The organism is Sporosarcina sp. P13 (assembly GCF_002743055.1).
Taxonomy (GTDB): Bacteria; Bacillota; Bacilli; order Bacillales_A; family Planococcaceae; genus Sporosarcina.
This window is the reverse complement of sequence record NZ_PDYM01000007.1, coordinates 71,471-93,587: the sequence shown is the minus strand read 5'-3', so window position 1 is coordinate 93,587 and position 22,117 is coordinate 71,471. Positions and strand designations below refer to the sequence as shown.

The window sequence follows — 22,117 nt, the reverse complement described above, 5'->3', positions numbered from 1 at the left end:
ATAATAAAGATATATACATTTACCGAAGAGACTAGTTATAATGACTGTTCCGTTGATATAGAGTTTATACAGAAAAAAGCCCATTGATTGAAGATCAACGGACTTACCCATTCGATAACTAAACACCCAGTGGTCAGAATAACATCTGAATGATGTGGCACCTGACAAAACGAATAGCGCTCTCCAACCGATAGGGATTGGAGAGCATTTTTGTTATTGTTGTGCATAATTTTGTAGCACAGCATCCGTTTCAGATTCCAAATGATTTGGACGCCAGCGACTTTTAATTATGCTTTCAATGAAGCAACAGTTTTGTTTAGCGGTACGTCAGACATAAACCGTTTTAAGACATTCTCGGTAATTTGAGATATATTGTTATCGTAATTATTATGTGACAGACTGCCGCAATAAGAGATTGAGCTTGCAGAGAAAACAGCGCCATCATTCGGAGTCGGATAATAGACCATATCCGCACGAACACGAGGATGTTCATCGCCTGATAATCCCGGAATATTGAAGAATAGCTCTTCTGTAACCGGCACATAAACGCTTGAATGATCCTCAGAAGATGCAATGATCGTAGCGTGTGGCGGTGTTCCGTGTTCTGTATCATAAATATCAAGCTCCATACCTGCTGCGCCGCCACCGACAAGGCCGAAGTCACCAATCTTTTCATCAGTTACCCCTTCGAAAATCCAAGAGACATCTGGATTATAACTATCATCTGTCCTACGGTAATAGGAAGAAATTTCGAATCCTTGAGCAACATAACCTGTACCACCGATTTTCTGTGGCGCACGATTGCGGTGTTTCCATAAACTGCCCATTTCGCCGGTAAAACTTAAGTGTACTTCGCCTGGGAGGGCTTTCCACGACGTATTCCCCCAGTTCTTTCTAACTTCCATAATGTTTGGATTGTCGGGATGGAACTGAACGACCCAAATAAAGGCATTCCCACCCATATACATAAATCGTCCACCATTATCCTGGAAGTCTTCAACCGCATCCATCATTTGCGACGAATAATATTCCGGATGTGTTCCTGTTAAAGCAACTTTATATTGACTGAGAAGCTCCGCCCCATCAGCATGTAGATCATGATCCGTAATAACATCGAAGTCAAAACCTTTTTCCGTTAGCCAGTCGACGAGATGAAGATCAGCATTAAATTGCCATAACGACGGTGATAAATTGTGACGATATTTCGGTCTCATATTTAAAATAGGTCGTAGGGATGAAGAAAAGGCTACACCACTTCCATCGTTATGGTGGTCATACATGGACAGGCCGTATTCCGCATGTTTGCCTAAGAATCGGTCCTCAGCCTGAACGACCGGTGCACGTCCAAACATAAGTTGTGCACTTGGGACGTCTTGGAAGCGGTTATTTGCATAGGCTAAATAACTTGCTGTCGGCACGATAAAGACGGCCTTCGCAGTCGGTTTAACCCCTCTTTTCGGACGTACAAAGAAGACGATATAATCCTGTTCATCTTCATCATCTGCATAAACATGTGCAGCATAAATACCGCTCTTTAAGTCTTCCGGAACCTTCCACTCGAAATCAACATCCCAGTCTGCATCCGTTAAGTCATCATCATGAAAATGAATTGCCCCATATTGCTCAGGTGCATGGATGAACCGATGCTCTTCAGATGTCCAGTTATATCCTGTCGAGGCTCTTAAAGGGGTATTAATTGCAGTCCCATGTAATTTGTTCGATGACATATCATAAATATGTTGAATATTTTTGATACCCTTTTTCGTAATTTCCTCAGAAAAGTCCCATGCTGCTACAACATGGATTCCAGCAGGGTTATCAATCCACTCTTCCATTTTTTCTTTGGATAACACTGTGTTCGCAAGTCTTGGTCGGTCAATTTTACCATTGTACTGATAGATCGGTGCAGCCTTCCCATTCGGAAGATTTTTCAAGACACTGGCCATAGCGAAAGGTGCATCATTTCTTGTACAAGGCTTACTATTTACCGCTTCTTTAACATAAGTTGTCACACTTTCTGCTTGGTACCGATTGGAGAATCTACCGTTCGTTTTTGTAATTCTAGCTTCTTGATAAAGGGTAACTTCCCCAGTTTCCGCATCATAAGACGCACCGACAAAAAACCAGCAACCAGATAGGAGGGGAATTCCTGTACTTACTTTTTCAACGCTGCCATCTCCATCACCAATCCAAAGCGCTAAACTTCCATCTTCATCAATGAAAAGCCCATATCCAGAATTACTAGATTCTGACCACTTTGTTAGTAGAGCTTGTACTCCCTTTTCAGGTGTAGTCGGATAAACCATCGCTTGTAGGCTGAAGCTAGTAATATCTTGGAATTTAGTATTGTCCTCAACTTTAATATAAGAGCCCATATGAATTTCCTGCTTACGACCCTTATATGATTTGTTTACATTCGCATTGACTTTTTCAACCTTAAAGCCGGGACCGCCCGGGTCAGTGTCTCCGCAAATGATTTTAGTGATTTGTGTTTTATATTTGGGGCTTTCACTGTTTACCATGAATTTGATCGTTTCACCAGGTTGAACGCTTAATTTATTTGTATATCCGTTAATTGCCATTAATTATTTCCTCCCTTTTCGTCAAGCAATCCGTGCTTTTTAAGTCTTTTCAAGAAAAGCCCATGTTCCGCAGCTTCTCTAGAGTCAAACTTCTCATCGTGATAAACGATATATTCTTTGTTTCGTTCACCCGGATGTTCGCCTAGGCACCACTCTTTATGTGGGATTGTGCAGATGATGAGATCTTTCCCATTCGAATGGTCATGATGACGACGGAAATAATTTAGAATTTTAAATAAGTGTGCACTGTGTTTGCCAATAGGGTTTCTTTTGTGTTCCGCAATAATTTCCTTCGTAACAAGTGGTTTAATAGTATTTTCCAAAATGAACTCGTCCAGCTTCAAGTAAGCTTTCTCTTCTACTTCATTCATAAAATAACCCCTCCCGTGGAAACATTTGGATTTTCATTCCGACTCTAGACAACCTCAAATACGTTCACTGCAATCCTTTGTGCGTTACTAACTAAAAAAGGTATTCCAGAGCTACTATGGATTGCGGTAAAAACGTGAATGGGGATGTCATGATGTAAAAGGAATTGAATCTGATACCCATACTAGTAGGCTATGAACGAATTGTCAATGAATTGTATGTATTCCAAATAATACTACTTTATTCTGTATAATACCTTTAAAACCGCCAAGCAATCCGACACTTCCAAACACGTTCTCGCCAAACGGTTTACTATAATCCCACCTCGCCTTTGATAACTACGAAGCAATATCCCTTAGTTTTCAATACAATTTCATAAGGTATTTCGTGCGGTGAGACGCATAGGTACGGTTTTTTATATAAGTATTCTTTTAATTTGAATAACTGAGTGTATTGTATTACACCGACTGCAGATTGTTACATACAGTACTACAAGGAGGTGATATTTATGTCGAAATGCGGATTTTCAAGCAATGAATGGCTATTCTTCTTAGGGATTTTAGCCACATATGCAGTGTTGGGATTGTTTTATATTGTACCTGCTTTATTAATGACCTTCGCTACAAACACATTGCTGACAGTCGTTATTGTCATTTTGGTGATCATCATCGTGTTGTTCGCCTTGGCGATTATTCTGAAAGGACTTTCACGGTTGTTTAATTATAGAGGCTGATGTCGTGTAATTAGATATACAAAAAATAAGTTCCTAGCAGATTTCTCAGTCTAGGAACTTATTCGTCTAATCCGTATACAGTAGTCAAAGAAGCTTCCGAACTTTGTGATGCACAAGTACGGATTGTATGTTGTGCGTCACAAAGACACCCTTTTACGGATTTGCTATTTCAATTCAAACCACAAGCCAATCTTACCAATACGAATGACTAACATCCCCCAACCCCAAAGTGTTTAATTAAGGTATCTAGTCCCGAAACAATCCAGAATTGTTAGGGATCCGAGCACCTTTTATAAAATGTTTCTTATTAATAATTCAACCCCCACTTTTAAAAAAGTGAGGGTCAATGTGTTTTATTTAACTAATTCCCCTTTAATTCGCGCTCCTTCAACCCAGGCAGCGTGTGCACCAACCGCAATTTTCTCCGGCAATATAATTCTTGCTATTGGTCCTAGTGTCAGGTCTTTTGCATTCATGATGAGACACTCTGAACGGTTTTCATTAAAATCTGTTACTAGTGTAATTAAGTAACCATCGTCTTCTTCCACTGCATTTGCAGGTCGTGCGATATGTGGTTCACTGCCCATACGCCCTTCACCATAGTCATACGTGTGGCTTGTGCCTTCTTTTAAATCATATTTTATTAGTCCAGTTAGGTACCAAGCTTTACTTGGATCTGAGCTAAATATTGAGTTATAACTATAACGATATTTTTTCCCTACATAGTCATTACTAACAACTGGGTATTCCGTAAATTCATCACCTAGGAACCCTTCTGTCGTTTTGCCTGTCTGTAAGTTAAATGTCCAACGATACATCTTATATTGAGTTGCTGTCTTATTAAATGCTTCCGTAATTCTAGCATTTGCATCTTTGGCTTGCTTACCTACTTCAGGCTTTCCTGGGTTAAATGATACGCAACCCTCCATTACAACATTATCACCATCTTCATAACAGTTTGATAGATGTAAGATGAAACAAGGCTTTGCTTCAAACCATTTAATGTCTTCGTTTGTTCCATGACGTGGGATGATTCCAAATCGGGAAGGCATATCATTGAAAAATGTTACTTTCCTTTCCCCTTTCTCTAATAGTTCAGGGTCAAATATAAATGGTAAATCATGAAGGATCGAATAGTTTTTCGTTATACCAAGATCATGTGGCCAACGTACACCCGGTAAGTCAATTGGAACATAATGTTTCAATTCGCTATCAGGACCTACAACGCCATAATTCATATATGGGTATGTTTCGCTGAAGTTAAAGAACATCAACTCTCCAGTATCATTATCTACTTTATAGTGTGAACAAATACCTTGTGGTGCAACCGTAGTATTCCATGAATCTGGCTCAAGCATCTCTAGCGTTATTGGATCCAAACGATTTACTTCACTACATTGTGACATCGTCGCTATTAATCTACCACCATGCGCAATAACATCTGTACCAGCATTGTCTTTCATTGACTGCATGCTTCCCCACCCTTGACGTGTGTTTAAATGGGGTTCCAAAATCCCAGCCCAAAGTGACTTCCCTGCAGCTTCTTCTGCTAAAAATCCAGTTGTACGAACGAAACGGTTACGATAAGTAGCTTTCCCATCTTCAAAATGAACCGCGTGAAGCATACCATCTCCATCAAACGGGTGATAAATACCCATCGGAGCATGAACTTGGTTATGACCGTTACGAACGTAAATTCCATGCAAATCTTTTGGTATCTCTCCAATAACTTCTAAACTATCAGTTGTCGCTGTGTACTCTTTACTAACAGGTGAAAAGTGCTCCGTTAAAAATGGACTTGTTTCATCTTCAGCAATTGTTATTTTTACTTCGTTCTCAACTTTAATCATACTTTTCTTCCCTTCTACATGTACATTTTTTTAATAAACAGCATAATTCAATTTGTTTACCCCTTGTTAACGCTTACATACACACTTCGTATATAGTAATGGATTTCTCTGGTGTCATTTACATTGTAAACCAACCTAACTATCGAGTCAACGGATAATTTAAAATAGTCTGACTTGACTGTGTAAAAGACTAGCTACTCGGCATCTTTTTATCTGTAAACTCAGAGAACTCTACCATAAAATATCTAAAAAAACTGTTATTAGGAAAAATATTTACATCCTAACAAGTTACGTATAATATAAAAAAAGAAAAAAAGGAGACCTGACAAATGAAGAAAAAAATTATTTATCCAATGTTATCGACTTGTCTTTTGTTATCACTAACTGCTTGTTCTTCTAACACAGAGGAATTACCGAAAGAGGAAAAGGCTCAAGAAAATGTGCAAGTAGAAGTTCAAGGAAAGCAACAGTCAACAGAAGTTCATGCAGCCCACTGGTCCTATGAAGGAGAAAACGGTCCGGAATATTGGGGTGATTTAGATCCTACAAACGCTATCTGTACGAACGGGCAAGAACAATCTCCGATAAATATCGAGACGGCAAAAGCAGAGCAAGACGACGAAGTTGAAGAACTGAAATTTAATTATGCCCCAACAAACTTTTCTTTAGCTAACAACGGCCATACGATTCAAGGCAATCCAGTTGCAATAAATAATTCCATTGTCGTAGACGGAGAAGAATACAAGTTAGCTCAATTCCATTTCCATACTCCGAGCGAACACCAATTTAACGGCCAGAATTTTGATATGGAACTGCACCTTGTACATAAAAGTGCAGAGAATGAATTAGCCGTTATCGGTTTAATGATTAAAGAAGGTGCGACTAACATCGCACTAGAACAATCATGGAAAGTCCTTCCTGAAAATGTAACAACTGAAGATGTAAAAGTAACCGAGGCAATCGATTTAATGGGACTATTGCCAGAAAATAAGCAAACCTTCCGTTATGAAGGTTCATTAACTACTCCTCCATGTTCAGAAGATGTTGAATGGATCATCTTGGAGCAGCCAATTGAAATGTCTAAAGAACAAATCGATTTATTCCGTCAAATTTTTAAAGATAATCATCGCCCAGTTCAACTTTTACATGACCGTGAAGTAGAAGTAGACCCTAGTATATAAACAATTTTGTTGAAACGATAACAAATCAGCCACGGATCATAAATAATCGCTACGAGGCCGGGACAAAACTCAATAAAAATTAAATACCGCGTGAAGCCAAGTTATCAGACCTTGGTTTCATGCGGTTTTAGTATTGTTATTTTTGGTATTTGCACAAGATTTTTACTTGTGTTGCAGAATCCGTTAAATACTATTGTTGATAAAACATTAATAAATGGTCCTTCTTCATTTATAAATATCGCGTAATAAAATTATTGATAGGATGATAACTAGTATATAACCCAACTACATCTCCCCTACCAATGTTTTGATCCTTCACAAGATTATGTATTTGAATTAAAATAATTAATTAGATTATAGTTAATTTAAAATAACCCAGCAATCAACTTTCGGCTAAACGTTGGCCGATAAGTAATCGTAGGGGTATTCTTTATTATTTCAAGCACAAACTTCTATTAACTATCCATTTTATAGTGTATCGCTGCCATATTATAAACGGAATTCATTGTAATAGCGGTAATGTCCGCGCTAATTCCTTTTTCACCCGCCACTCACTTAGTATAATAAGGGAAGACTCTCACAAAATTATCTTTGGTTATAACGCGAGGATTTTTTTAGTTGACTAGACGGAAAACGATCTGATTCAGTGACAGTCAATGTCTTGCCATCGGAAGTTACTGTAAAGTGAAGCCCTGTTTTAGTTTATAGCTCTATCGTTTTTACTGAGCCTTCTGCTATCAAATATTCCATACATTTGTTGTTTTCATCTATAAACCTCCCCTTGTACTTTTCGTAATTGGTTCATTCATGCACATATAGAATTAGAATTTCTTTTCAGATCAAAACCGTGGTTCGCAATTACTTCCATTCGAATGTGCGGTTTGATCAGTAGCTACATTAAGGAGGATAAATGCTATGGAATACCACGAATTACTTTATAAAAAATACAATGGTTTAGATACCCCCAAAGATTACGTAAGCTGGGCAGAAGAAATGCTTTATTTCGATTCCGATGAAATGAAAAAATTGGCTAGCATGCGGCCACCTTTTTCTGCTTTTGAAATCGAAGAGATGTTTGAACATGCGGTTCGTTCATTAGGATGGGCGTATCCTACAGAGTTGGAATGTGCCATGTTCCATATGAAACGATTACACCAGCAATTACTTTTTGCTTCGGATGATGTAGTTGATTTGGTAAGAGAGCTTTATCACTGTGCCATTCAATACAAAATAGAAGAAAAACAATTGCAATGGCATGAGCCGAGTGAATGGGTGGATCAGCTAGAATATGATGAAGCGTTTGATTTATCTAAAGAAATGGTGGGTAAAAAGATCATTCAGCACGCACGGGAACTTTGGCATGCTGAAAAAAGTGAATATACGTTTTCAGCACTAGTAGGTCAGCGCGTGATTGGCGTGGATGTCAAAACTACTGATCAATTTACGATACAGTTTGAAAATGGGCGTTTATTCATTGAATGTGCATGGAGAATTCGTACTACAGAAACAATTTTGCTTGGCGATGCAGAAATACGTGCAAACGCGGTAAAGTGGCAAGATGTTCAAGAGTTATTGGTCAATCGAATGATTCAGGATATACAATTCTGGACTAACTGTCCATTTCTTATCGTGCAATTTGATGAGTTGTTTTTGGATGTTTTCCAAAGTAGTTCACTGGTTGAAGGATGGTCCATTACTGACGACGAGGATCGTTATTTGTTCCCCAATCATGACGGGCAGTTGACTTGAAGGAAAAAAATTCCACACTTACATTTTTTCAAACAAATAAACTCATCCTCGTTGTGAGAAGCATTATCTAAAGTTAACATACTTGCGTGCAAAACTTTCATAATTGGTAAAACATTCACGTTTGTTTCTTCCGCATAATCGGCAATTTTTATCAAGACAATTCCGAATTGTTTCAGGGTCTGGTATCCTTTCCGCCCTAAACATGTCATGAAAAGATACACTATTTTTCACGATGAACGAAGTAGTAAGAATATTAATTTTTAATGTGCGATTTCTATTGACTTTGGAAAAACAGAAACGTAAGCTAAACTATGTTAAATGAACGAAAATGACATCTAGGAGGAGGTTCACGATGATTTTTAAAGAACAATATAACATAATTAAAGAATTAGCTGACAATATTTACGCAAATCCGGAATTAGGTTATAAGGAATTTAAAACGAAACAAACGGTTTACGACTTTTTGAAAACAGTCAATCCTGAAATTGAAATTGAAGAATTCAGCACTACAGGTTTAAAAACTAGTTTAGGTAAAAATAAGGATTTAACAATTGGATTTATTTCTGAGTTGGATGCGGTTTATGCGCCTTCACATATGAGAGCCGATTCTGAAACAGGAGCTGCCCATAATTGTGGTCATTATTCACAAGTCGCAATTGGACTTGCTCTGTACAAGTATTTATATGACTCAAAGGTATTTGAATCATACGATTACAACATAACATTCATCTTTGTTCCTGCAGAGGAATATCTCGATCTGGATTATCGGGAGAATTTGATTAACAAAAATGTAATCACGCATTATGGCGGAAAACCGGAAGCTATGAAGTTGGGCGTGTTTGATGACATTGATTTTGCTATTTGTACACATGCTATTGGTGGTGAAATCACAAAAAGAACGATCGAAACGAATCTTTCTTTAGCAGGTTTCCTCTATAAAAAGTATAAATTTATAGGTAAAGCCACACATGCCGGTTTTGATCCATTCTCATCCAAAAATGCGTATAATATGTCTACCCTATTTAATGTCGCTTTAGGATTGGGCCGTCAACAATTTAAAGATGATGAGCTCGTTAGAATCAATCCGATTGTTATGGATTCTGATATGTCTACCAACGTGATCCCCAATCATATAACGGTTGGCACGGACTTAAGGGGTCAGTCAATAGATTATATAAAGGAAGTCGCTAACAGACTAGATGACGCCGCTAAAGGCAGTGCTATGGCTCTTCAAGGAGAGGTAGAAATCATTACACAAATGGGCTATCTTCCATTTGTACAAGACCGCTACTTAAATGAATTTGTAATAGAGGCTTTTCATCAAAACGATGAAATAGAAGAGATCTTAGAGGATAATGTCATCAGTGCGGGTGGTGACGCAGGTGACTTGTCATTCATGATGCCATGTATAAGCATAAGTTATAGTGGGTTTGCAGGCACCATTCATGGGGATGACTTTATTGATATTGATCCCGAATTTGTATATGAAATATTTCCAAGATTCCTTTCACAAGTGTTGGACAAGATGAATGGAAACATCGATCGATCCAAGTTATATAAAAAGTCATATGCGGAATATAAAGAATTAATCGATTCAATAGTAGACTAATGCATGATACTTATTTTCACTACAGCAAATTAAAAAAAGAAATGAGGCAACTCTTTTGAAGGGGAAATTACTTTATCTAATCATCTTTTCACTGGTGATTGTTACAATTTCCGAGTTTATTGGTTTTCAAGCCATTAAAATTGGATCATTTACCATTGGTCTGCTTCCACTCGTTTTCGCTATTGTCATTACGATGATTCTCGGTATGCAAACGTTCCGGAAAGGCATTTTCAAGAAGGTTTATAGCAAAGGAAATATTGAATTCGCAAGTAAATATCTCATTATTATCATGCTGCCTTTAATGGCTAGGTACGGGGCGGATGTTGCTCCAAAATTAAAAGAAATTATAAGCATTGGCTGGATCTTCCTATTCCAGGAATTCGGAAACTTGGGAACTGTCATATTTGGCTTGCCGATTGCCTTATTAATCGGTTTAAAGCGAGAAGCTATTGGCGCCACGTTAGGGATAGGCCGTGAAGGTGAGCTAGCTTATATTAGTGAGAAATACACGTTGGAATCCGCTGAGGGACGTGGTGTGCTGTCTCTTTATATTTTTGGTACTCTATTCGGATCGATTTTCTTCAGTATTTTAGCACCTATTTTATTGGATCTCGGCTTCCGCGTCGAAGCGCTCGCCATGGCTTCCGGAGTTGGTTCATCCAGTATGATGGTCGCTTCCTCCTCAACGTTAGTTGCAAGAGTGCCTGAAATGGAACAAACCATACTGGCTTATGCGGCTACAAGTCAAATGTTAACTAGTTTCTTAGGAACGTTTACGATGGTGTTATTAGCCGTTCCTCTACAGAAATTCATGTATAGCCGTTTGGCAAGGAGGAAAAAATAATGTCAATCACTAAAAATCAATATGTAAAATATGCGTTAATCGTATTATTGAGTATCGGGCTTATCCTGTTTACACAAGAAATCAAGCTGATTAAAAATCCTGAGTCCACTCCGGTTACAAGCATGACATATTTAGGTTTAGCTTTTTTATGGTTGTTTTCTATGGTTGGGATTGCTGTTTCTGACTTAAGTAAGAAAGTGCCTATAAAAATCATTCAGGATTTCCCGGTTCTTGGCTGGGTTTCCATTTCCTCTTTAATTTTCTGTCTTACGTCTGACTTGTTTATTGAAGCAATACGGGCAGTTGACTTTCTTTCTATTACTACACCTATATTGACCTATGCAGGTATTTCAGTAGCTGACCGATTAACGGATTTGAGGAAAACATCTTGGAAAATCGCTATCGTCGCTATGTTCGTTTTCACAGGTACCTATATAGGAAGTGCATTATTAGCACAAATGGGATTTATGTTCTCGGGTAAGTAAGGGCATTATGGCCAGACAAGCTGTACGTTTGTTCATTGAATACAGATGTTTTACGATATAAAAGGAAGGCAGTTCAACATGACTGCCTTCCTTTTTAGGTTCTATACTGTTACCTCGTCATCTATTGTTTCTTCTTTAGTAAGCCCCGTTTTCATATTAAAATATGATCAACAAAAACATTCTGCTTAGTCTATAATTCCCAGCTCTTTTAATAGATCCCCCACTAAATTATAAGTAACTGTAACATTTTCTTGCGATTCTTCAGGATTCAAGTGAAGTAATCTAGCTTCCATGTTTTTAATATGCTCTTTATATTCATCACTCAATTGGGCTTTACTGAAAGCTTCATGCAAAATGTCTAGTTCGGCCTTTTGGATTCCTTTAGGTGCAAACAACATAGAAAACGCTTGAACAATGTCATCTTCTTCTAAATTTACATCACTCAAAACTTTTACGTCTTCATATTTGCTTGTTTCAGCAAATTCAAATATAGGTTTTAATGTGCCTGCCTCAATATGTTCATTTGCGGAAATTGGCATACTAATTGCCCCATCAATGTTTCCACCTAATAAAGCTGTAATTCCTTGAGTCCCGCCTTCATAGACAACATTTTTCACATCGAGATTTAGTTTGTTTGCAAGACTCATCATGCTTAAATTTGAAATACTTCCGGGACCAGTCGTAGCATATGAAAACATACCTGGATTTTCTTTTACATATTCCACCCATTCATCAAAGTTATCATATGGGGCATCTGTCGGTACCATAAGTAAGGGAATTGATGCTGCATCTTTCATAATAGGTTGAAAGCTATCATGAGTAAATGGTGCTTGTCCAAGATGTGGGAGAACGCTTACATGCGAAGATGTTCCATAAGCTATTGTATAACCGTCTGGTTCTGCATTCATTAATTTCGTAAATGCAATAATTCCGCCTCCACCTTCAACGTTTTCAATTTTAATTGGTTGTTCATTAGGTAAGTGTTTTTCTGCTTGTTGTGCTAGTATACGAGCACTAGTATCGTTTAATGATCCGGGTGAGAAAGGAACAAGCACGGTAATTGGACTTTTTGGAAAATCTGTACTAACAGGTTCTGGATTTGAATCTGATTCTGTACCTTTGGTAGTTTCCATAGTTGAATCAGAACATGCCCCAATTATTAATAACAATAATATTACCATTACAATTCCAATGTTTTTTTTCATTCTTCCATCCCCTAGTTATTATTTTTAATTTAGCTTGCAATGGTCGCTTATTCTTTTTAAAATGTCCAGACGGATTTAGCTACAAAAACGCCACTATTAAGCTACTGTTGTGGTTGGTATCGTAATAGAAAATTTACTAACGAATCCCGTGAATGCGCTTTCATATATCTGTTTAATTACGCATGATAAGTAAGACTTCACCCCTTCTAGAAATATAGCTGAAAAAAAGAGCCTTATAAAACAGCATGGCTAATGCTCCTAAATTCGAGGCGCGATAACACAACCTGATTCCCAATGAAGGGTTAATTTTTTATACTGATTTGGGTCGTCATTACACAAGTGAAGACTTTCTGTTGTATATGGACTTGTTTCATCTTTCGCAATGGTTAATTTAACCCTGTTATCAATTTTAATCATTTATCCTTCCTTTCTACATTTAAATTTTTTAACAAAAAGCTTAGTTTAATCTGTTCACCTAACTTTCACGCTTCCATATGCATTTCATATACAATATTGCCTTTCTTAGATGTTATTCACATTGTAAAGAAAACTAAACTCCCGGTCAACAGATAATTCCAAATAATCTGATCTATCGTACAAATGACTAGCTCCTCTATGTCCGTCTTTCTTTTCCTGTATGCCACAAGGAACAAAACTAAAATCGCATGAAACCAAGGTTCTTATAACTTTGATTTCACGCGATTTTTTATTTTTAAATTAAAGCCACCAAGTTCCAAGACAATTCTTAAAATGATCGCCTAATGGCCCTTACAAAAGCCATAAACCATGCGTTTACAAGTTTCTTGATTTATACTTTTCGTAATCGCTTCATTTCACACACAGAACTCACTCACTGTACTGCATACGTTTAAGAACTTCCCTATTCTTCTCTTTAAACAGATCATTATGTGTGGAAACGATACCACGTGAACTGGCATCGGGTGCAATATACAATTTCGCCCGATTGACTGCAGTTGCTGCATCTGTAAAGGCACCTGCAATGAGACGCAGTTTTCCATCGTGTTCCAAAATATCACCTGCCGCAAACAAACCTTCCACAGAAGTTTCCCCCATTGCATTACCCGCTACTGTAATATCAGAGGCCATTTCGATTGGTATCGGACTATTTTCAATTAATTCTCGTTCTCTTTCAAATCCGTGATTAATAATCACCTCATCTACGTCGACGTAAATGTTTTCTTCTTGATCTTCGTCCCGTAGTATTACTTGTCGTATCGTTACATGGTCTGATGAAGCAACTAACTTTTCAATCGTTGTATTTAATAAGCAGTGCACCGTACTATTTTGTAATTTAGATACTTCTGATTCATGGCCTTTTAATGAGTCTTTACGGTAAGTCAAGTATACTTGATCGGCGATAGACTCCAATTCGTTGGCCCAATCAATCGCAGCGTTTCCGCCACCGGATATTAATACTCGTTTTTCCTTGAATTGCGTTAATGACTTTACTGTATAATGTAAATTAGTCACTTCAAAACGTTCTGCCCCATCAATTTCTAGACGTGTAGGTTTCAATATTCCCCCACCAATTGCCAATATGATTGTTTTAGAATAATGTTCTTTGCCCGTTTGTGTATGTACGGTAAAAATACCATCCTCACCTTTTGAAATGGAGGTGACTTTTGTATCGAGTACAATCTCTGGTTGAAATGTTTTTGCCTGTCCCACCAGATGTTCAACTAATTGATGAGCAGGTGAAGGAACAACCCCACCTACATCCCAAACCATCTTTTCAGGATAGACGTTTAATTTACCCCCTAGAAATGAATGATACTCGATTAATTTAATCTTCATCTCACGACAACCGCTATAAAATGCAGAAAATAATCCCGCAGGTCCACCACCTATAACGGTGACATCAAAAACCTCTTTAGACTTCATTTGAAAAACTCCTTCCTCTATATTTTTCTTCCTTTGCCATACGGAATACATAAAGGTGTGCCAAATAGCGGGTCTTTGCCAATTTCGCAACTCATTGAAAATACGTCATTGACCATTTGAGGTGTAATAATATCTTCTGGCTTACCTTGTGCATAAATATTTTTATCACAAATCGCTACGATATGATGGGCGTAACGACATGCTAGGTTGAGATCGTGAAGTACCATAACAACCGTTCTATTTTCTATTTCATTTAACTCAAAAAGCAGATCCAAAATTTCGATTTGATGTGCTAAATCTAAATACGTCGTAGGCTCATCTAATAATATGATGTTTGTTTTTTGTGCAAGTGTCATAGCAATCCAAGCACGTTGCCTTTGGCCACCTGACAAGGAATCTACTGTTCTTTCTGCGAAGTCCTTCATGTTCGTTAATTCCAGCACACGATCTACTATTGCCTCATCTTCATTTGACCATTGTTTTATCCAACTCTGATGAGGGTATCTTCCTTGCTTTACTAGTTGCAACACCGTCAGACCTTCTGGTGCAAGTGGGGTTTGAGGAAGTATGGCCAGTTTTTTTGCGACTTCTTTAGTAGAGTATCTTCTCAATTGCTCTCCGTCTAAAACAATTCCGCCAACTTGTGGTTTAATAAGACGTGCTAGGGATCGTAATAATGTGGACTTTCCACAGCCATTTGCCCCAACAAAAACTGTGATTTCTCCTTCAGGTATCGTCAACTGTAAATCCTCAATAATTTTCGTATCACCATAACCTAATGTTAAGGAATTCGCTTCTAACATACTTATTTTCTCTACTCCTTTCATTATATATTTCGATTTCTAAACAATAGATATATGAAAAACGGAGCCCCGATTGCCGCTGTAAATACACCGGCTGGAATATCTAGTGGCAAAAACGCAGTTCTAGCTACTAGATCAGCTAATACGACGATCATTCCACCGATCAATGCGGATACAGGGATTAACGCAGCAAACGAACGTCCAATGAGCATCCTGCCAATATGTGGTGCAATTAATCCAACAAATTCTATACCGCCCGCAAATGCAGCAGCAGAACCCGCTAAGGCTACACTGATAAGTAAAAGTGTAAAGCGTCTAGATTGAACTTTCACTCCAAGCCCGACCGCAATATCATCTCCTAATTCTTTTGCACTGACAGAACGCGCTAGAATACATGTTAACGGTATAAATATAAGTATAAATGGAAGCATTGCAAACACATGTCCCCAATTGGAACCGTATAAACTTCCGGTTAACCAAAGATACGCTTTTGTTGTGACAGCTGTATTACTTAACACAATCATCATCATTACAATCGCTTTCATTGCCGCCGCCACACCGATGCCGATTAATACTAAACGAATAGGTGTGACGCCATTATTCCATGCCAACAGATAAATAACAGATGCAACGAGTAACGCCCCAAAAATAGCTGCCAATGGCATGAAGGCTACACTTATTGTTCCTAAGAAAACTACGATGAAAATAATCGCACCGGCTGAAGCACCTGCAGTTATACCGATGATATCGGGTGATGCCAATGGATTTCTAATAATGGCCTGTAAAATAGCACCCGCTACACCTAAAGCTGCACCTACCATAAATGCAAGCAAGACTCTAGGAAGTCTTAATTGATTGAGTATAAAATCAGGCTCTACAACACCGATTAGATCCTTTATTATGGTCCAGGGACTGATAAAACTACTACCTATAGACAGACTTATAATAAGAATGGCTATAGATAAACAGCCTAGTATGATCACGGTACCAATCGTTTTCGAATGGATTTGAAATGAATACGTTTCTGATTTATTTTTAAACGTGATGTGCTTACCCATTCTTCACCAACCCTTTCCGAGCAATGTAGATGAAAAATGGCGTTCCGATAAATGCGGTCATCACTCCAATTGGCATTTCCTGTGGCGCGATGACAAATCTTGCTGCCACATCCGCTAGTAGGAGCAAACTTGCACCTATTAACGCACTTAAAACAATGATCCAACGATAATCGGGTCCTACAATCCCCTTCACTAAGTGAGGGACGATCAGTCCAATAAATCCAATAGAACCAGCTACCGCGACAGAACTTCCTGCTAAAACGATGACAACAGCACCGATCATTACTTTCAACAACACCGTTCGTTGCCCTAAACTTTTAGCAACATCCTCACCAGACAGCAAAATGGTTACCGGTTTACCGAGGAATAATGCAATGAGTAAAGCGACCAGCATATAAGGTAAAACAGGCATTATCATATCTAGACTTCTACCTGAAACGGAACCAGCCAACCAGAACAAAATGCTCTGTATTCGCTGTTCATCTATTACGAGTAATCCTTGCGTAAAAGAAATGAAAAGTGCAGAAATCGCGGCGCCAGCCAAAATAATTTTGATGGGTGACAATCCATCTTTGCCTAATGAACCGAGGGAATAAACCGAAACTCCTGCAATGGCTGCCCCTAAAAAAGCAATCCACATATACGACTGTAAGGAATCGACGGAAAAGAAGGTGGCGGAGAGAACGATAAAAAATAACGCACCTGCGTTGACACCAAGAATATCTGGTGCTGCCAGAGGATTTCTAGTCATTGCTTGCATAAGTGCACCCGCAACAGCTAGATTGGCTCCTATAACCGTCGCAATAATGGCCCTAGTCAATCTGGAAGTTGTAACGATAATGTGATCTGTATTCGTTGCATCAAAATGAATAAGTGCTTCTATAGTGGTGTGGAAAGGAATTGAATTTTGTCCTAAAGAGATACTTAACATAAATGACAGACTGACAACTACAACAGAAACAATCAAAACAACTAGTTTAAAAGGTGTATGAGATGATAAGTTTCTCATATAATACCTACTTTCTTTACTCTGATAAAGGGAGGAAGGGATGGAAGTCACCCCACCCCTTTCATTTTTATTTTTCTAATCCGAATCGATCATACATATCATCTAACATATGATTAGCTGAAATGACTCCACCGCCAAGGTTCCAAACGATTTCATCGACCTCATACACTTGATCCGCTTTTACAGCATCAAGACTTTTCCATAATGGATGACTTGTCCACTCTTCATAATTCTTTACGACCGCTGAATCATTTTTATCCATGAAAATATAAAACACATCTGCATTCATTTCAGTAATACTCTCTTTATCTGTTAGTTTTATAATGTCTTGAGCGTCATTTTTCATGTTTTTCGGTCCTTTAAATCCTAGTTCAGCTAAAATGGATCCGGCGAAACCTGTATAATAAATCCGCGCATGGTCCGCTCTGAAATTCAACACAGAAACATGTTCCGGCGCCCCATCACCCATTTTCACTTTTAACTTTTCTTTAAAATCAATTACTCGCTGATCCCAATCTTCTATAACTCTCTTTGCTTTATCCTCTTCATTTAGCGCTTGCCCCATTAGATCCACAGTTTCTTTAAAAGCATATACGGTTTCATGTGCTACAGTAGGCGCAATTGCTGAAAGTTGCTCATATACTTCTTCGTGACGAACTTTAGAAGCAATGATTAAGTCTGGTTTCAACTTAGAAATTTCCTCGACGTTCGGCTGCGTTTCTTGCCCAACTATTTGTATACCACCTAAATCATCTTTCAAATATTGATACACCGGTTGTTCTGCCCAAGACTCAACGATACCCACCGGCTTCACGCCAAGTGCAACTGCCGCATCGTTCGCTCCTTGATAAAGTGTCACAACCCTTTTCGGCGTCCCTTTAATTTCCGTAGTCCCCATCGCATGTGTGATGGTCCGGCTTTCTTCAGTGCTTGTCCCTGTTGATTCCTTATCTTTCGCATCTGGTTTGGGTTCCATATTCGAGTTCCCACAACCTGCTGCCAAAACAGCTAGTGATAATAATGCTACAACTAAAAACAGTACTTTCTTGCTAATCCATTTTGAAACCAAATCTATTCACTTCTTTCTTCCTGTATTAAACATCTTATTGATAATGAAAATCATTATCAATAAGATGTTCTGTTTTGAATTATAGCTCCCCTTTCTTTGAATTGCTAGTCTTTTTTGATCTTTTAGCAAAATTTTTGAATAATTGATAGACAAAAAGAGCACCCGAATGGATACTCTACAAATTTACATGCACGGTTACTGTTTTTACCTCCTCTTGAAGTGCCTTCCTTCAAAATGGCTAAAAAAGTATCCTGGATAAAGACTTGATGAGGTTTACAATCGGTTTGAAATAAACCTTTACCAACATAGTCTGAATATGAACGAACTACGTCATTACTGTCATCGGATGTAGATGGTTCATAGGCTTCAGTAAATTAAAATATAGTCAGTCGCATGATTTCACCCCGTTCTATTTCCCCATCATTTATCCATGGAGTCGTCATAATATTCCACTCCAAATTAAATTAATGTCCTTATTACTTTAACCTTTATGCCATATACTAGTTTTTTGTTATTGAAAACCGTTTAAGAGGACTTTGTTTAACCAAACGAGAATGTTAGAAGTTTGATACCTTTCACACTATCGTTTATTAAACTATGCTATTATTAATTTTGTTCACAAGAGGTTCGCGAAATCCCTCTCTAAAAAACTAAGGAGCTGTTAACATGAAAAATGAAAAAGCGGTTGTCGTATTTAGCGGCGGCCAGGATAGTACGACTTGCCTTTTTTGGGCAATTAAAAATTTCCGCGAAGTTGCCACGGTTACGTTTGATTACGGTCAACGTCATTTGGCAGAAATCCAGTGTGCCGAACAAATCGCAAAAGAACTCGGAGTATCATTTAAAGTGTTGGATATGAAGTTGATCAACCAACTAACGTCTAATGCCTTAACACGGGATAATATTCAAGTAAAGGAAGTGGAAGGGCAACTGCCATCTACTTTTGTTCCCGGGAGAAATCATTTATTTCTATCTTTTGCAGCAGTCTATGCAGAAGCTATAGGAGCAAAGCACATCATTACTGGGGTAAGTGAAACAGATTTTAGTGGGTATCCTGATTGTCGGGATAATTTTATCAAATCATTGAATGTCACACTGAATTTGGCAATGGATGAACGTTTCGTCATCCATACTCCGCTAATGTGGCTTGATAAATCCGAAGTGTGGGAATTGGCAGATGAACTTGATGTGCTTGACTTTGTACAGGAAAGAACACTTACTTGCTATAACGGAATTCCAAGTACAGGTTGCACAGAATGTCCTGCATGCAAATTGCGGAACGCGGGACTTGCCACTTATTTATCCCGGAAATCGGGAGGTGTTAGCAAATAATGCAACAATTTTATCCGCAAGTTCACCATTCTTATTGTTTTGAATTAAACAAAGACATGCATTTTTCCGCTGCCCACTTCATCCCTGATGAAAAGGCCGGAAAGTGCCAACGGATGCATGGTCATACGTATCACATCAATGTAACTATTGTAGGAAATGAGCTTGATTCAACCGGTTTCTTAATTGATTTTAAACAGCTTAAAAACCTCATACATGATAAATATGATCATTCTGTGCTAAATGAACATCCCGAATTTCATAAATACTACCCGACGACAGAGCGATTGGCTGAACAGATTGGAAAAACGATTCAAGATGTTCTTCGGACGAGAAGCAATCAACCGATTTGCCTTCAAGTCATCGTTCGGGAAACCCCGACAAGTTATGTGATCTATCGTCCAACACAGGAGGCATTGCTATGAAGATTCCTGTAATGGAAGTATTCGGACCAACAATTCAAGGAGAAGGCGCGGTCATGGGGCAAAAAACGATGTTTGTCAGGACTGCAGGCTGTGATTATTCATGTGCATGGTGCGATTCCAGCTTTACTTGGGACGGAACGGGAAGCAGTGTATTAAAACAGCCTAGTGAAATTATTGCGGACCTACATTCCATTGGCGGACAATCCTTTTCACATGTTACCATTTCAGGTGGTAACCCTGCCCTTCATAAAGGCATTGGCGAACTCATCGAATTATGCCATAAGCAAGAATGGAAAGTTGCAATTGAAACGCAGGCATCTTTTTGGCAGGATTGGCTATTGAAAATCGATGACATTACGCTGTCCCCAAAACCGCCTAGCTCTGGAATGTGTACTGATTTCAGCAAACTGGATAGTTTCATGGCGAAGCTAATTGACTCAAATGCTAGCTTAAAAATCGTCATTTTCGATGAGATTGATTTCAGGTTTGCTGAATTTGTTCATCTTCGTTACCCGTCGTTCCCTTTCTTTCTACAGACTGGAAATGATGACTGTACAACAACAGATGATGACCACCTTGTTTCCAAATTGTTGAAACGATACGAGTGGCTCATCAACCTTGCCATTCATTCCCCCATTATGAATGATGCGAAAGTGTTGCCACAGTTGCACACGCTTGTCTGGGGTAATAAGCGCGGAGTTTGAACATAAAAAGCATTTTATAAAGGTGCCTGTGAGAAACGGTTGTTTTTGTTTTTCTCACTGGCAACTTTAATCTTTCACTTTCCTCTAGTATTTCGTACCAGTAACTCCCCCTCCAAAAAATTTCTAAAGGCCAGCATCCTTGTCTTGTCTTTCCCAAAGTCTGAGAGAGGGGTATGGATCGAAAGCCCATTCTGTCCGTCCATTATCCTTATACATGCCGTAGTGAAGATGAGAAGGAAATTTACCTGAAGTACCTTTCTTTCCATAGCCAGAATTACCGACATAGCCAATAATAGTTCTAGGTTCAATAATATCTCCTACTTTTATGCTCTTATTAAAGTATGCTAAATGAGCAAAATAATGGTACGTATTATGGTTATCGCGAATACCTACCCGCCAGCCCCCATAATCATTCCATCCCAATTCTTCAACAACACCGTAAGACGTTGACTGAACAGGAACTCCGTATGAAGCAAATAAATCGGTTCCTTCGTGTATTCTTCTGCCCCCCCATCCTCTCTTATCTCCCCAAGTACCTTGATAACTATAATTATGACTTACGGGAATAGGAAAAGCGTGCTCATTCAAATCCAACGTGTTGAAGTGTTTATAAAGATTTGCAATGGTAATAATTTGATTGACGGTTTCTTCACGCTTATAGTAATCCCGTAAAGCCAAAACGAAATCTTCTTCGGATTTTCCATATCCACTTAAAAAAGTAGCCATCGTAAAGAGTACATCCTCATCGTCATCAGGATTAGCGTAACCATCCCCATTTCCGTCCAGCCCACTTCCTGCGAAAAAAGCAATAGACTCGGGTGATGTATCATCCTTATTTGGATTGAGCCTGCCTACCCAATAGTCTTTAGTAAATTGAAGTGCAATGATTCCTTCCTTATTCGGAATATCGTTACGTACTTGTTGGATATTGCGTTCAAACTGATCGACAGCAGCTAAATAGTACCAAGGAACCAATACGCTCTCGAATTTTAAATAGTAGTTCATTCGTTCTTCCATAATTTCTTCGTGTGTTGGGTCTTTTTGGGCTGAAACTACAACGAAAAACAGGAAGAACAGTGTAATTAAATTAATCGGCAATAGAAACCAGTGCCGCATTCAACAACCCCCTTTATTTTGATGTATTTTATAAAGTACCCCATCCTCGTACTTTCTCATGAGTACTTTATAAATAGTTATCATTTCGTTTATTA

Annotated in this window: 19 protein-coding genes and 1 riboswitch; of the genes, 9 read left to right on the top strand and 10 right to left on the bottom strand. The window is 38.5% G+C overall.

Annotation, left to right across the window (positions count from 1 at the left end):
* Positions 1 to 287: 287 nt before the first annotated feature.
* Positions 288 to 2,582, bottom strand: coding sequence for a N,N-dimethylformamidase beta subunit family domain-containing protein (locus CSV79_RS05875; RefSeq protein WP_099688107.1), 2,295 nt, complete (start codon positions 2,580 to 2,582; stop codon positions 288 to 290).
* Positions 2,582 to 2,953, bottom strand: coding sequence for a N,N-dimethylformamidase alpha subunit family protein (locus CSV79_RS05870; protein WP_099688106.1), 372 nt, complete (start codon positions 2,951 to 2,953; stop codon positions 2,582 to 2,584). The genes CSV79_RS05875 and CSV79_RS05870 overlap by 1 nt, the downstream gene beginning before the upstream one ends.
* Before the next feature lie 506 nt (positions 2,954 to 3,459).
* Here CSV79_RS05870 and CSV79_RS05865 point away from each other — a divergent pair.
* Positions 3,460 to 3,684, top strand: a complete 225-nt coding sequence (locus CSV79_RS05865; RefSeq protein WP_099688105.1) for a hypothetical protein — start codon at positions 3,460 to 3,462, stop codon at positions 3,682 to 3,684.
* Between the two features lie 353 nt (positions 3,685 to 4,037).
* On the opposite strand, the gene CSV79_RS05860 is transcribed toward CSV79_RS05865, so the two are convergent.
* On the bottom strand, positions 4,038 to 5,534 hold the full coding sequence (locus CSV79_RS05860; RefSeq protein WP_099688104.1) for a carotenoid oxygenase family protein: 1,497 nt from the start codon (positions 5,532 to 5,534) through the stop codon (positions 4,038 to 4,040).
* A gap of 329 nt (positions 5,535 to 5,863) precedes the next feature.
* Here CSV79_RS05860 and CSV79_RS05855 point away from each other — a divergent pair, with 329 nt between their 5' ends.
* The 5 genes from CSV79_RS05855 to CSV79_RS05835 all read left to right on the top strand — a co-directional run bounded on the left by CSV79_RS05855 (position 5,864) and on the right by CSV79_RS05835 (position 11,402).
* Positions 5,864 to 6,715 (top strand): carbonic anhydrase, encoded by an 852-nt coding sequence (locus CSV79_RS05855; protein ID WP_099688103.1) that lies wholly within the window; start codon positions 5,864 to 5,866, stop codon positions 6,713 to 6,715.
* A 915-nt stretch (positions 6,716 to 7,630) separates the two neighbouring features.
* A complete protein-coding gene (locus tag CSV79_RS05850) occupies positions 7,631 to 8,464 on the top strand; it encodes a hypothetical protein (protein ID WP_099688102.1) in 834 nt (277 codons plus the stop codon).
* A 352-nt stretch (positions 8,465 to 8,816) separates the two neighbouring features.
* Positions 8,817 to 10,073: a M20/M25/M40 family metallo-hydrolase gene (locus tag CSV79_RS05845; RefSeq protein ID WP_099688101.1), complete on the top strand. Its 1,257-nt coding sequence runs from the start codon at positions 8,817 to 8,819 to the stop codon at positions 10,071 to 10,073.
* 55 nt (positions 10,074 to 10,128) lie between these two features.
* A complete protein-coding gene (locus CSV79_RS05840) occupies positions 10,129 to 10,917 on the top strand; it encodes a DUF3100 domain-containing protein (RefSeq protein ID WP_099688100.1) in 789 nt (262 codons plus the stop codon).
* Positions 10,917 to 11,402 carry a hypothetical protein gene (locus CSV79_RS05835; RefSeq protein WP_099688099.1) on the top strand — a complete coding sequence of 162 codons (486 nt, stop codon included), beginning with the start codon at positions 10,917 to 10,919 and terminating at the stop codon, positions 11,400 to 11,402. Before CSV79_RS05840 ends, CSV79_RS05835 begins: the two co-directional genes overlap by 1 nt.
* Positions 11,403 to 11,587: 185 nt before the next feature.
* Here the strand turns inward: CSV79_RS05835 and CSV79_RS05830 are convergent, their stop codons facing one another.
* The 6 genes from CSV79_RS05830 to CSV79_RS05805 form a co-directional block, all read right to left on the bottom strand.
* Complete coding sequence (locus CSV79_RS05830; protein ID WP_099688098.1) at positions 11,588 to 12,607, bottom strand: Bug family tripartite tricarboxylate transporter substrate binding protein; 1,020 nt, start codon at positions 12,605 to 12,607, stop codon at positions 11,588 to 11,590.
* Positions 12,608 to 13,453: 846 nt separating this feature from the next.
* A complete protein-coding gene (locus CSV79_RS05825; RefSeq protein ID WP_099688097.1) occupies positions 13,454 to 14,509 on the bottom strand; it encodes an NAD(P)/FAD-dependent oxidoreductase in 1,056 nt (351 codons plus the stop codon).
* 17 nt (positions 14,510 to 14,526) lie between these two features.
* Positions 14,527 to 15,312 (bottom strand): ABC transporter ATP-binding protein, encoded by a 786-nt coding sequence (locus CSV79_RS05820; protein ID WP_369824925.1) that lies wholly within the window; start codon positions 15,310 to 15,312, stop codon positions 14,527 to 14,529.
* Between the two features lie 23 nt (positions 15,313 to 15,335).
* Complete coding sequence (locus CSV79_RS05815; RefSeq protein WP_099688096.1) at positions 15,336 to 16,370, bottom strand: FecCD family ABC transporter permease; 1,035 nt, start codon at positions 16,368 to 16,370, stop codon at positions 15,336 to 15,338.
* Complete coding sequence (locus CSV79_RS05810) at positions 16,363 to 17,379, bottom strand: FecCD family ABC transporter permease (protein WP_099688095.1); 1,017 nt, start codon at positions 17,377 to 17,379, stop codon at positions 16,363 to 16,365. The genes CSV79_RS05815 and CSV79_RS05810 overlap by 8 nt, the downstream gene beginning before the upstream one ends.
* Before the next feature lie 67 nt (positions 17,380 to 17,446).
* Complete coding sequence (locus CSV79_RS05805; protein ID WP_099688118.1) at positions 17,447 to 18,433, bottom strand: ABC transporter substrate-binding protein; 987 nt, start codon at positions 18,431 to 18,433, stop codon at positions 17,447 to 17,449.
* 631 nt (positions 18,434 to 19,064) lie between these two features.
* Positions 19,065 to 19,108, top strand: a riboswitch (PreQ1 riboswitch).
* A 6-nt stretch (positions 19,109 to 19,114) separates the two neighbouring features.
* Here CSV79_RS05805 and queC point away from each other — a divergent pair.
* The 3 genes from queC to queE are packed head-to-tail and all read left to right on the top strand — an operon-like array spanning position 19,115 to position 20,906.
* Positions 19,115 to 19,780, top strand: coding sequence for a 7-cyano-7-deazaguanine synthase QueC (queC, locus tag CSV79_RS05800; protein WP_099688094.1), 666 nt, complete (start codon positions 19,115 to 19,117; stop codon positions 19,778 to 19,780).
* On the top strand, positions 19,777 to 20,202 hold the full coding sequence (queD, locus tag CSV79_RS05795) for a 6-carboxytetrahydropterin synthase QueD (protein WP_099688093.1): 426 nt from the start codon (positions 19,777 to 19,779) through the stop codon (positions 20,200 to 20,202). The genes queC and queD overlap by 4 nt, the downstream gene beginning before the upstream one ends.
* Positions 20,199 to 20,906 carry a 7-carboxy-7-deazaguanine synthase QueE gene (gene queE, locus CSV79_RS05790; protein WP_099688092.1) on the top strand — a complete coding sequence of 236 codons (708 nt, stop codon included), beginning with the start codon at positions 20,199 to 20,201 and terminating at the stop codon, positions 20,904 to 20,906. The genes queD and queE overlap by 4 nt, the downstream gene beginning before the upstream one ends.
* Positions 20,907 to 21,029: 123 nt before the next feature.
* Here the strand turns inward: queE and CSV79_RS05785 are convergent, their stop codons facing one another.
* On the bottom strand, positions 21,030 to 22,022 hold the full coding sequence (locus CSV79_RS05785) for a M23 family metallopeptidase (RefSeq protein WP_099688091.1): 993 nt from the start codon (positions 22,020 to 22,022) through the stop codon (positions 21,030 to 21,032).
* Positions 22,023 to 22,117: the final 95 nt, after the last annotated feature.

What these genes read in the sequence shown, in the direction of transcription:
- CSV79_RS05875 (WP_099688107.1), bottom strand. Translation starts at nt 2,582, where the DNA reads ATGGCAATTAACGGATATACAAATAAATTAAGCGTTCAACCTGGTGAA.
- CSV79_RS05870 (WP_099688106.1), bottom strand. Translation starts at nt 2,953, where the DNA reads ATGAATGAAGTAGAAGAGAAAGCTTACTTGAAGCTGGACGAGTTCATT.
- CSV79_RS05865 (WP_099688105.1), top strand. Translation starts at nt 3,460, where the DNA reads ATGTCGAAATGCGGATTTTCAAGCAATGAATGGCTATTCTTCTTAGGG.
- CSV79_RS05860 (WP_099688104.1), bottom strand. Translation starts at nt 5,534, where the DNA reads ATGATTAAAGTTGAGAACGAAGTAAAAATAACAATTGCTGAAGATGAA.
- CSV79_RS05855 (WP_099688103.1), top strand. Translation starts at nt 5,864, where the DNA reads ATGAAGAAAAAAATTATTTATCCAATGTTATCGACTTGTCTTTTGTTA.
- CSV79_RS05850 (WP_099688102.1), top strand. Translation starts at nt 7,631, where the DNA reads ATGGAATACCACGAATTACTTTATAAAAAATACAATGGTTTAGATACC.
- CSV79_RS05845 (WP_099688101.1), top strand. Translation starts at nt 8,817, where the DNA reads ATGATTTTTAAAGAACAATATAACATAATTAAAGAATTAGCTGACAAT.
- CSV79_RS05835 (WP_099688099.1), top strand. Translation starts at nt 10,917, where the DNA reads ATGTCAATCACTAAAAATCAATATGTAAAATATGCGTTAATCGTATTA.
- CSV79_RS05830 (WP_099688098.1), bottom strand. Translation starts at nt 12,607, where the DNA reads ATGAAAAAAAACATTGGAATTGTAATGGTAATATTATTGTTATTAATA.
- CSV79_RS05825 (WP_099688097.1), bottom strand. Translation starts at nt 14,509, where the DNA reads ATGAAGTCTAAAGAGGTTTTTGATGTCACCGTTATAGGTGGTGGACCT.
- CSV79_RS05820 (WP_369824925.1), bottom strand. Translation starts at nt 15,312, where the DNA reads ATGTTAGAAGCGAATTCCTTAACATTAGGTTATGGTGATACGAAAATT.
- CSV79_RS05815 (WP_099688096.1), bottom strand. Translation starts at nt 16,370, where the DNA reads ATGGGTAAGCACATCACGTTTAAAAATAAATCAGAAACGTATTCATTT.
- CSV79_RS05810 (WP_099688095.1), bottom strand. Translation starts at nt 17,379, where the DNA reads ATGAGAAACTTATCATCTCATACACCTTTTAAACTAGTTGTTTTGATT.
- queC (WP_099688094.1), top strand. Translation starts at nt 19,115, where the DNA reads ATGAAAAATGAAAAAGCGGTTGTCGTATTTAGCGGCGGCCAGGATAGT.
- queE (WP_099688092.1), top strand. Translation starts at nt 20,199, where the DNA reads ATGAAGATTCCTGTAATGGAAGTATTCGGACCAACAATTCAAGGAGAA.
- CSV79_RS05785 (WP_099688091.1), bottom strand. Translation starts at nt 22,022, where the DNA reads ATGCGGCACTGGTTTCTATTGCCGATTAATTTAATTACACTGTTCTTC.